This is a genomic window from Soonwooa purpurea, assembly GCF_053891095.1.
The window spans coordinates 427,430-437,996 of sequence record NZ_JBSSMA010000001.1 but is presented as its reverse complement, the minus strand read 5'-3'; the positions used below and the strand labels follow the sequence as shown (position 1 = coordinate 437,996).

General features: G+C 35.3%; 8 protein-coding genes. 7 read left to right on the top strand and 1 reads right to left on the bottom strand.

Going from position 1 to position 10,567, the window contains the following annotated elements:
* Positions 1 to 264: 264 nt before the first annotated feature.
* The 5 genes from ACVFVN_RS01850 to ACVFVN_RS01830 are packed head-to-tail and all read left to right on the top strand — an operon-like array spanning position 265 to position 6,818.
* The gene (locus tag ACVFVN_RS01850; protein WP_456233929.1) at positions 265 to 1,779 is read left to right on the top strand and encodes a TlpA family protein disulfide reductase; all 1,515 of its coding nucleotides are present in this window, start codon (positions 265 to 267) and stop codon (positions 1,777 to 1,779) included.
* Positions 1,780 to 1,796: 17 nt separating this feature from the next.
* Positions 1,797 to 3,206 carry a 23S rRNA (uracil(1939)-C(5))-methyltransferase RlmD gene (gene rlmD, locus ACVFVN_RS01845; RefSeq protein ID WP_456233928.1) on the top strand — a complete coding sequence of 470 codons (1,410 nt, stop codon included), beginning with the start codon at positions 1,797 to 1,799 and terminating at the stop codon, positions 3,204 to 3,206.
* Positions 3,207 to 3,245: 39 nt separating this feature from the next.
* Complete coding sequence (locus ACVFVN_RS01840; protein ID WP_456233927.1) at positions 3,246 to 5,714, top strand: zinc-dependent metalloprotease; 2,469 nt, start codon at positions 3,246 to 3,248, stop codon at positions 5,712 to 5,714.
* Entirely contained in the window at positions 5,711 to 6,190 is a 480-nt protein-coding gene (locus ACVFVN_RS01835; protein WP_456233926.1) for a DUF6452 family protein, read from the top strand. Before ACVFVN_RS01840 ends, ACVFVN_RS01835 begins: the two co-directional genes overlap by 4 nt.
* A complete protein-coding gene (locus ACVFVN_RS01830) occupies positions 6,156 to 6,818 on the top strand; it encodes a DUF6048 family protein (protein ID WP_456233925.1) in 663 nt (220 codons plus the stop codon). The genes ACVFVN_RS01835 and ACVFVN_RS01830 overlap by 35 nt, the downstream gene beginning before the upstream one ends.
* Before the next feature lie 92 nt (positions 6,819 to 6,910).
* Here the strand turns inward: ACVFVN_RS01830 and sppA are convergent, their stop codons facing one another.
* A complete protein-coding gene (sppA, locus tag ACVFVN_RS01825; protein ID WP_456233924.1) occupies positions 6,911 to 8,659 on the bottom strand; it encodes a signal peptide peptidase SppA in 1,749 nt (582 codons plus the stop codon).
* Positions 8,660 to 8,681: 22 nt separating this feature from the next.
* Here sppA and folK point away from each other — a divergent pair, with 22 nt between their 5' ends.
* A complete protein-coding gene (gene folK / locus ACVFVN_RS01820) occupies positions 8,682 to 9,098 on the top strand; it encodes a 2-amino-4-hydroxy-6-hydroxymethyldihydropteridine diphosphokinase (protein ID WP_456233923.1) in 417 nt (138 codons plus the stop codon).
* Positions 9,099 to 9,116: 18 nt separating this feature from the next.
* Positions 9,117 to 10,559 carry an OmpA family protein gene (locus ACVFVN_RS01815; protein WP_456233922.1) on the top strand — a complete coding sequence of 481 codons (1,443 nt, stop codon included), beginning with the start codon at positions 9,117 to 9,119 and terminating at the stop codon, positions 10,557 to 10,559.
* Positions 10,560 to 10,567 lie beyond the last annotated feature (8 nt).

Below are 10,567 nucleotides of genomic sequence, written 5' to 3'. Positions count from 1 at the left end.
TTGTTGATGAGCTTTTTTTGTTTTAGAATATAATGTAAATGGAGAAAGGGAATAAAACAAAGTTGTTTTAAACACAAAATTTTGATGCTTTTAAAATTAAAATTTGGTTTTATTTTAATAGCATTTATATAAGTCATTAGTAATTTTAATTTCATATTATTTTTATTTTTAAGTATTAGCTGTTAATATTTGTGAAAATTCTCAATTTTATTTTTTTTTCCTTTAAATAAGCATATTTTTGCAATCAATTAATTTAATCAAGTAATGAAAAGAGTTTTGTTCTTATGTATGATTGCGATATTAGCAGTTTCTTGTTCTAAGAAAGTTAAAGTTAATGGCGTTATCAAAAATGGTTCGCCCTTGGAGCGTGTGGAGTTTATTGATGCTTCTGGTGTAGCTACTTTACCTTTAATTAACATGGGTGTTGATAATAAAGGAAATTTCGCAGGAGAATTTGTTGCGCCTAACAATGGGATGTATGCAATGACTTATGCTGGACAAATGGCATTTGTATATCTTAAGAAAGGCCAAAATCTTACGATTTCTGGTGATGCGATGTCCTTCCCGAATGTCTTTAAAATTGAAGGGGATGCTAAGGCTAACAACGATTTCTTGAAAGAAGCACAAGCTTATATGGAGCAATATTTAGGTAAACTAGATATGAGCATCCTTTCTAAAGATGAAAAATCTTTCTTAGCACAAGTGAAAAAAATCAATGATGATTTAACTAAAAATATCAATGATCTTAAAATTAAGACTAAACCAGATTCTGATGTTGTTGAGCTTAAAACAGATGAGTTAAAAACGCACATTTTAACATTCCTTAGTCAATACGAAACGAACCATGGAGAAGCGGTACAACAACCAAACTTCAAAGTATCGCAGGGTTTTAAAGATTATGTAAAATCTTTAGAAAAAGATAATGACCGAATGATCAAAAGATTGCCACTTTACCGCAATTATTTGTTGAATAAAATTGGTGAAGACTTTCAAAAATTTGCTCTAGCACAAAGTGATAAGAGCACAGCTTCTATGTCTGCTATTTTTGCTAAATATCTGAAAGGCAAATCAGATTATTCTCAAGATACCAAAGATTATTTATTAGCTTTTGTTATTTCTAAGTTTGATTTAAATCCATTTGCTGAGAATACAGATGATGTCATGAAAGTTGCTGAGGAAAACATCAAGAACGCAGAAGTTAAGAAAGATCTTAAATCAGCTTTTGATGCGGTCTATGGTCTTAAAAAAGGAACAGATGCCCCGGCAAGCGCATTAGTAAAAGCGGATGGTTCTGCTGCTAAAATTTCTGATTTCAAAGGAAAACCAATATTGGTTATGACCTATGCTTCTTGGAACCCTTACATTGCACAGTCAACAATTCCTGTTCTTAAAGAAGTTATAAATTTTTATAAGACTAAAACGAATTTTGTTTTCATCAACTTGGATGATACAAAAGATCAGTTTTTAAAATCATACAAAGCAATTCTTAAAGATGTGCCAGGACAAAATCTATATGCTGAAGGTGGGCTTAATTCGGCTTTTGCTAAAGACTATAAAGTTTATGGGTTCAAGATTCCTGGATTCACAGTTATCGATAAAGATGGCAAAATTGCGGGACCAACTTATTACAATTTAGGGGAACCAAAATTCATTGAAATGATGAATAAACTGACAGGTCTTAATGCGCCAACCGCTGCTCCACAAGCAGAACTAGCTCCCGACTGGGATCAGCAACAAGCTGAACCAATGCCAGAAGCTGCACAACCTCAAACAAAATAATATCGAAATTATTCTTAATGAAGAAAAAAAAGAATTTAATTTTAGAAAATATCAGACTCCTTTCTGCCGGTGCGAAAGGAGTTTCTGTTGCTAAAGCGGAAGATGGAAGAACCATTTTTGTAAGTGGTGCCGTTCCTGGAGACCTTGTTAATGTACAAGTTAAGAAACAAAAAAGTAGTTTTTACGAAGGTGTAGCCATCGAGATTCTCGAAGAATCACCCGATCGTGTTGTGCCAAGATGCATCCATTTTGGTCATTGTGGCGGTTGCAAATGGCAAAATATGTCTTATGAAAAACAACTTTATTTTAAGCAAAATGAAGTCCTGAATAACATTCAAAGAATTGGAGGGATAAAGGATTTTGTCTGCGAACCAATTTTGGGTGCTGAAGAACAATATTTTTACCGTAACAAAATGGAGTTTTCGTTTTCCAATGCACGTTGGCTAACGTCTGAAGAAATAAAAAGTGATGCCGAGCTTAACAGCAAAGATGCTTTAGGTTTTCATATTCCGGGACAATGGAGCAAAATTTTGGATCTTAGTACATGTTTTTTACAAGAAGATCCGTCCAATGAGATGCGACTTTTTGTTAAAAATTTCGCAGTTGAGCATAACTTGGAATTTTTTGATGTTAGAAATCAAGCTGGTTTTTTAAGAACTTTTATGCTTCGCCAAAATTCTAAAGGAGAATGGATGTTGTTATTCCAATTCTTTAAAGAAGATGAAGAGAATAGAAAGTTGTTGCTGGATAATGTTCTTGAAAAATTCCCTCAGATAAAAACTTTGGTGTACGCAATCAATTCTAAAGGGAACGATAGCGTTTACGATTTAGATATTCAAACGTACTTTGGAGATGGATTTTTGTACGAAGAAATGGATGGACTCAAATTTAAAATTGGTCCAAAATCATTCTTCCAAACCAACTATCAACAAGCTTTAAACCTTTATCGAAAAACGCTCGAGTTTGCCGAACTTACAGGTGACGAAGTGGTATATGACCTTTATACAGGGACAGGAACTATTGCACAATATATTGCGAGAACCGCAAAACACGTCATCGGTATCGAAGCCGTACAAGAGGCTATCGATGCAGCGAAAGAGCATGCACAACTCAATGGTTTGGATAATTGTACTTTCTATTGTGGTGATATGAAAGAAGTTTTCACAGAAGAGTTTTTAGCGGCTCATCCCAAAGCAGATGTTTTGGTAACAGATCCTCCTCGCGACGGAATGCACCCAAAAGTTGTGGAGCAAATTCTAAAACTTTCCCCAGAAAAGATTGTCTATGTGAGCTGTAATTCGGCTACGCAAGCACGAGATATCGTTTTGATGAAAGAGGATTACGAGTTAATAAAAATTTTACCAGTGGACATGTTTCCACAGACACATCATGTCGAGAATATTGCACTACTGAAAAAGAAGAAATAAATTTGAAATAAGTTTTAATTTGATAAAAAGAAGATTTTAATGAAGAATAATTTTAAAACATTGATCATTTCCACGGCAATTGTGTTTTTCCATCAGACAGGATTTGCACAAACGGATTCTACCGCTGTTAAGAAAGAAACACCTTCCAAAACAGATGTAGCCAAAGACAAAAAAATTGCTGTAAAACCTTACAAAGAAATTATTACCGATAAAGCAATTAGTGATAATGGTGTTATTGATGTTCATAAAATTGATGATAAATACTTCTTCGAATTGCCAGATAATGTTCTAAATAAAGAATTTTTGATGGTGACAAGATTGACAAAGGCGGCAGCTGGGATGCGTTCTGGTACAACGGGGTATGCTGGCGATCAGATTGGTCAAAAGGTCATCCGTTTTGAGAAAGGTCCAAATGACAAAATCCTTTTAAGATCAGTTTCTTATGTTGATTATGCTGCGGATTCCACTTCGCAAATGTACCAGTCGGTTTCCCGAAACAATGTTCAGGAAATCATGATGTCTTTTGATGTAAAAGCCTACGGAAAAGATAAAAAATCCTCGGTAATAGAAGTGACTGATGTTTTGAATGCTGATAACGAAGTGACTTCGTTCGGTACAGCGGTAAAAGATAATTTTAAAGTTGGCGCTTTCCAAAAGAGTATGTCTTTTGTTAATTATGTAAAATCTTTCCCTACAAATGTTGAAATCAACACGACAAAGACATTTTCTAAAACTACGGGCCGTTCCGCAACGCCAGTTCCGGGGGCTATCGTTCCGAAAGTAAGTGGCAATTATACGGTAGAGATTAATTCTTCTTTCGTCTTATTACCAGAGAACAAAATGCAAGCGCGTTATTTTGATCCACGTGTTGGTTATTTCACGGTAGGTTATACCGATTTTGATATCGATCCTCAAGGTGTGAAACGCGTTAATCTAATCAAAAGATGGCGACTGGAGCCAAAACCCCAAGATTTAGAAAAATATAAAAAAGGAGAATTGGTAGAACCTGCGAAGCCTATCGTATTTTATATCGATCCTGCAACGCCAAAACAATGGATTCCTTATTTAATACAAGGCGTTAACGATTGGCAAAAAACTTTCGAAAAAGCTGGATTCAAAAATGCGATTTATGCAAAACTACCCGATGCTAAGACTGATCCAGAATGGAGTCTAGAAGATGCGCGTTTTTCTGCTATTGTTTATAAACCTTCGGATGTGCCGAATGCTTCTGGACCTTCTATTGCGGATCCTAGAACTGGCGAGATTTTGGAAAGCCATATCAACTGGTACCATAACGTGATGTCATTGCTAAGAAATTGGTATTTTGTACAAGCTTCTCCTAATGACAGCAATGCCAGAAAAATGGAGTTTGATGATAAATTGATGGGCGAATTAATTCGTTTCGTATCATCACACGAAGTAGGACATACGTTAGGACTAAGACACAATTTTATATCGAGTGCCACTGTTCCTGTAGAAAAGCTTAGGGATAAAAAATGGTTGGAAGAAAACGGACATACACCTTCCATTATGGACTATGCACGTTTCAACTATGTAGCACAACCCGAAGATCAAGTAGGTGAGAAAGGTATTTTCCCACGAATTGGTGATTATGATGACTGGGCGATAGAATGGGGCTACAGACGATTTTATGATTTTAAAACACCAGAAGCTGAAAAGTCGCATCTTAACCAATGGGTGATTAGTAAAACCAATAATCCGCGTTTGCTATTCGGGACAGAAAGTGATCAGTTCGATCCGCGTTTGCAAAGTGAAGCTATTGGTGACAATGCGATGATTGCTAGTGAATACGGAATTAAAAATCTCAAAAGAATTATCGATAATTTAGAAAAATGGACGGCAACACCTAACGAAGATTATAGTAATTTAGGAATGATGTACGATCAAGTAACAGGACAATACAAACGTTATCTTGGTCATGTTTCTAAATATATTGGCGGACGTTATGTGACACCAAAAACTGTAGAACAGACAGGTTTAATCTACGAGCCTGTAGCTAAAAAAGATCAAAAAGAAGCTTTGGACTTTTTAGATAAACATGTTTTCCAAACCCCAAGTTGGCTCCTGAAAACTTCTATCTTTGAAAAAACAGGTAAAACGCCACTTAAAACTGTAGAAGAATTACAAAAGCTTGTTCTTAATAGAATTTTGAGTCCAATGGTTTTACAGAATATGTATCAAATGGAAGCTGTTGAAGGCTCGAAATATTTGTTGGTAGATTATCTTTCGGATTTAGAAAATTCGGTGTTCAAAAAAAATGATGACATCTATAGCCGAAATTTGCAACGCAATTATGTGTCAACTTTGTCAAAGCTAATTGATAATAAAAATAATGATCAGTCGGATATTTCTGCTTTTGTGCGTGGAAGCTTATCAGATTTAAAATCCAGATTGGCTAAAAAAATAAATTCTGGCGATCAAGCTAGCAAGTATCATTATCAAGATTTAATATTTAGAATTGAAAAAACTTTAGACCCAAAATCATGAAATTTTTCTCGAAAATTCTGACAATTAGCTGTGCTTTAATACTTCTTTCTTGCGGAGGCGATGACGATATTTGCCTAAGTGGTGAAGCGACGCCACGTGCGAAGATTAAGTTTAAATTGGCAAGTAATGATAAAGAAGTACAGCTGGATTCATTATTTATCGATGTAGAATATGCCAATGGGAATATTAAAAATATTATTAATGCTACAAAAGTAGATTCGGTATTCATTCCTTTGCGCGTTGACGAAAGTGCATTTACCAAGATGTATGTCAAAACGAGAAAGAAAGGTGATTCTTCTGTTATTAATATTAATTACACCACGCAGTCAACTTATGTTTCGCCAGCTTGCGGTTACAAGCTTAGCTATAAAGATGTAACGTATCAGCTGGAAAAAGCGGAGCCAGTTAAGAATGTTCAATCCAATCAAAACGAAATTATTAATGAAGACAAAACTCATTTCTTTCTTTTGTTTTAGTCTCGCTGTTACAGTATTAGGACAACAAAAACAATCTGATACGATTAAAAAATTATGGAAATACGAACCTAATTTTCTAGTCGGTGTTGATGTGCTGAATTTGGGGACAAGTGCTTTTTCTGACCGAAAATTGATGCAAGCTTTTGTCTCGTCTAGGTTAACAAAAAAATGGCATGTTGTTGTGGATGTTGGTTTTGATAAAAATATCTATCAGAAAAATGGTTACGATGCAAAAGTTAATGGAACATTTTTTAAACTAGGAAGTTTCTACATGCTTTCTCAGGATTCCGAAAATATCTATAACGGATTTTATGCCGGTGGAAAGTTAGCGGGGACATTTTATAAGCAAGAATATTTTGCAATTCCGGTTCGGGCTACGGGTGGTGGCGCAGACGGGACACAATCTTTAGCAGAATCGCAACAATCATCGTATTGGATAGAAGCTGTTGTGGGAGGGCGTGTGCAATTGTTTGGGTCCAATTTTTTTATTGATGTTAATGTGCAACCGAAATATCTGTTGTACACGACAAAGCAAGAAGATGTATTTCCAATGCTGGTTTCTGGATTTGGAAGAAGTTCTGGAAAATTTGGATTCGGATTTAGCTGGAATATTGGATATAAGTTTTAGACTTTATTTCACTTAAAATATAAAAATCAAAAGCCTGGCATCCGTTACGAATGTCAGGCTTTCTTTTAACAATATAATTTAGTTACGTGTGTTTATTTCACTTCCAAAAGATAAGGCATTTTCATCATGACGCCATTCTGTAATTTGGGATCTGTTATTTGTTGGAAGATTTTATAGTTGTTTTCGCCTATTTTATTTTTAATCAATTTCGCTGAAATCTGTTCTTCGTCAACACTTCCAAAAATATCCTCGAAGGGGCTTGGTGTTGCTGGATAAGTTTTAATGCTATATTTTGATATTTTTGCACGTTTTGCCGCATCAGCAATTGCTTGGTTGATACCGCCAATTTCATCGACAAGGCCTAGTTCTTTCGCTTTTGTACCAGACCAAATGCGTCCACCACCGATTGCGTCTATTTGCTCAAAAGTTTTTTTTCTGTTTTGGGTTACAAAATGCACAAAGCGATTGTAGGTTCCTTCTACACCTTTTTCCATCATAGTGATTGTGCCGGGACTTACACCTTGTAATGCCGAAATCATGTTAGAGTTGGCATTAGTCTGTACAACATCGCTACGGATTCCGTTTTTGTTAGCGATATCTTTATAAGAAGTTATCAATCCAAAAACTCCGATAGAACCTGTTATGGTATTAGCTTCGGAATATATTTTGTCCGCTGCCATGGCGATGTAATATCCTCCAGAAGCTGCATAATCTCCGAACGACACTACCAAAGGTGTTTTCTTTTTAAGTTGTTCTAGTTCAAAAAGTATTTCGTCTGATGCATTGGCGCTTCCGCCTGGCGAATTTACTCTTAGCACAACAGCTTTTATTTTGTCATTGTCTTTTACTTTTTTGATTTCCTTAATCATGTTTTCAGCATAGACACCATTGTTGCCTTTTCCGTTATTGATTTCTCCGCTAGCATAAAGAACGGCGATTTGGTTGCTTTCAGATGAAAGATCTATCGTTTGATAATATTTTGGGAACGAAATTTTGCTCAGTTTTTGATCTTGTTTAATGCCGATTTTTTGACGTAAAATAGCATCATATTCTGATTTTTGAATCAATTTGTCCGCTAACTTATATTTAATATTATTTTCGGGGATAAAGCTGTATAGGCTGTCTGTTACAATTTTGAATTCAGCAGATGACATTTTTCTAGACTGCGCGATTTGCGTTGATGTTCTGCCCCAGATGTCATTGAGAAGTGTTGAGAGTTGCTCTTGGTTTTCAGGAGAAATTTTGTTTATCATAAAAGGTTCTACTGCAGCTTTGAACTTCCCGTGGCGAATCACTTCGAAATTAATACCATATTTGTCAGCAAAATCTTTAAAATAAACCACTTCGGCTGAGAGGCCTTTCAGCTCGATACCTCCCGTTGGATTAAGGTAATATTGATCGGCAACCGATCCTATATAATAAGCACCTTGCGAAACATTATTACCATAAGCATAGACAAATTTGCCGCTTTTTTTGAAATCTATTAGTGCTTCGCGAATGCTTTCCAATTGTGTACTTCCCGCATAAAAATTGTCTATTTCTATAGAAATACCTTTGATATTATCATCTGTTTTTGCGTTTTTGATAGACTCCAGAACATCTAGGCTTGTAATTTGTTTCCCTTCATTTTTAAAACTGAAAATGGAAAATTCTTCATCACTAGGACTTTCGATAAGTCTCGTTTTTAAATCGAGTGTTAAAATGGAGTTTTTCTTAACAGATCCGCTACTGTCCATGAAAGCGCCCATAATGGCAAAAAATATAAATCCGCCTATGAAGATGAGGCCGATAATGATGAAAGCAACTATATTTGCTAACACATATTTGAAAAAAGATTTCATATAAAACTTAGTATTTTGTAATATGTCGCACCATATAGCCGTTTTGTTACTAGGAAGTAATAAAAATAATCCTAAGAAGCAGATTGATAAAGCAATAAATAAAATCTTAAATTCTGGATGTCAAATTGTTAATATGTCAAAAATCATAGAAACATTGCCTGTCGAATTTGAAAGTAATAATATTTTTTGTAATATTGCATTGGAAATTAGCACAACTTTGTCTCCTATTAAGCTACTTAAAACCATGAAGTTAATAGAAAACGAAATGGGAAGAATACATGACAGTAGTTATTTCGGAGAATATAAAGATCGTGATATTGACATTGATATTGTATTTTATGATCAAATATCTTTTTCTTGTAAAAAGTTGTATATCCCACATGCAAAACATGCCTACGAAAGAGAGTTTTCGCAACAATTGTTAGCAGAGTTAAAATAATAACATAGATAACACAATATGAAAAAAAAATTAATTCTTTTGGCTGCCGCCCTACCAGTATTAATTTTTTCACAGAATTCTAATCCTTACGGATCAGGTTCTACCGAAACGAAAAAATTTGATAATGAAAGTCGCCTTTTTAAAGATTGGGCAATTTCTGTAGGAGGTGGAGGCGCTTTTATGCAAGCTGCAGACTTAACATCTTTTTATGATGGGAAAATTAATTGGGGTTGGAATGCTTACGTAAGTATTGATAAACAAATAACACATACTTTTGGACTTAGTTTGAATTACTCAAAAGGTGAAACTAACCAAAAAATTATGGCAAGACCAGAATGGGGCGTTGCCGTAGGCCATACAAAATATGACCAAATTGCAGTTCTCGGAGATGTTAATCTTTCCAATTTGATGAGACGTGTTGATAACAAGTCAGAATTCAAATGGGCACTTCATGCATATGGTGGTGTCGGGATTGAAGGATTTACTTCAACCATGCGTGATGAAGGGATGTACAAAAAATATCCATTCTATATTAAACAATCACTAGATCAAGCGTCTGTATTTTGGACAACAGGTTTAGGATTAAAATATAATCTATCAAGACTTATCGATCTTGAGTTAAGAGCAATGTATGTCTTCTCTGGAGATGATGCATTCGACGGATCTGGTACGCAGGGTGGTAGAGCTTATGATGAAAATTTTGATCCTGCTGCTTATATGCAAATCCATCCAGGAAGATCCGACAACGCATTTACTGTAAATCTAGGATTAAGTTTCAAACTAGGTAAAAGTAATAGAACACATTTAGCTTGGTTTGATCCATTACAAGATATATATGCCAAAACAAGCAATCTAGAAAATCGTATAAAAGATTTTGTTGTTTGTGAAAATGGCGATAAAGATAACGATGGCGTTTGTGACGATTGGGACAGACAGCTAGATACACCTGCTGGTGCAAGAGTAGATGGTGCGGGGGTCGCATTAGACATCGATTTGGACGGTGTTATAGATTTATATGATAAATGTGTGACAGAACCAGGTCCTATAGAAAATAATGGATGTCCTATTGTAGCACAGACCAGCATGTCAGACAATCTGGTAGAAGAAATTAATAAATCTTTACAAGGAATTGAGTTTGAGTTAAATAAAGCAGTTATTAGAAAGTCATCTTATGGCATTTTGGATAACGCAGCAGATGTTCTGAAAGGAGCACAAGGACAGCAATTTTTTGTAATAGGAGCTACCGATGCAAGAGGATCGGTACCTTTAAATTTAAAATTATCGAAAGGTAGAGCAGAAGCTGTTGTTGCCTATTTGATAAATAAAGGCGTGCCAGCGTCCATGCTTCAAGCAGAAGGTCGTGGAAAATCTGATTTGAAATATCCAGAATGTGATCCCGCAAGTAATTGTCCAGAATGGAAAAACGAAGCGAATCGTCGCGTTTACTTTATAGCAAAATAAAAAACAAA

Excerpts from the sequence above, each read along its gene's own strand:
- folK (WP_456233923.1), top strand. The coding sequence starts at position 8,682 with ATGTCGCACCATATAGCCGTTTTGTTACTAGGAAGTAATAAAAATAAT.
- rlmD (WP_456233928.1), top strand. The coding sequence starts at position 1,797 with ATGAAGAAAAAAAAGAATTTAATTTTAGAAAATATCAGACTCCTTTCT.
- ACVFVN_RS01840 (WP_456233927.1), top strand. The coding sequence starts at position 3,246 with ATGAAGAATAATTTTAAAACATTGATCATTTCCACGGCAATTGTGTTT.
- ACVFVN_RS01830 (WP_456233925.1), top strand. The coding sequence starts at position 6,156 with ATGAAGACAAAACTCATTTCTTTCTTTTGTTTTAGTCTCGCTGTTACA.
- sppA (WP_456233924.1), bottom strand. The coding sequence starts at position 8,659 with ATGAAATCTTTTTTCAAATATGTGTTAGCAAATATAGTTGCTTTCATC.
- ACVFVN_RS01850 (WP_456233929.1), top strand. The coding sequence starts at position 265 with ATGAAAAGAGTTTTGTTCTTATGTATGATTGCGATATTAGCAGTTTCT.
- ACVFVN_RS01815 (WP_456233922.1), top strand. The coding sequence starts at position 9,117 with ATGAAAAAAAAATTAATTCTTTTGGCTGCCGCCCTACCAGTATTAATT.
- ACVFVN_RS01835 (WP_456233926.1), top strand. The coding sequence starts at position 5,711 with ATGAAATTTTTCTCGAAAATTCTGACAATTAGCTGTGCTTTAATACTT.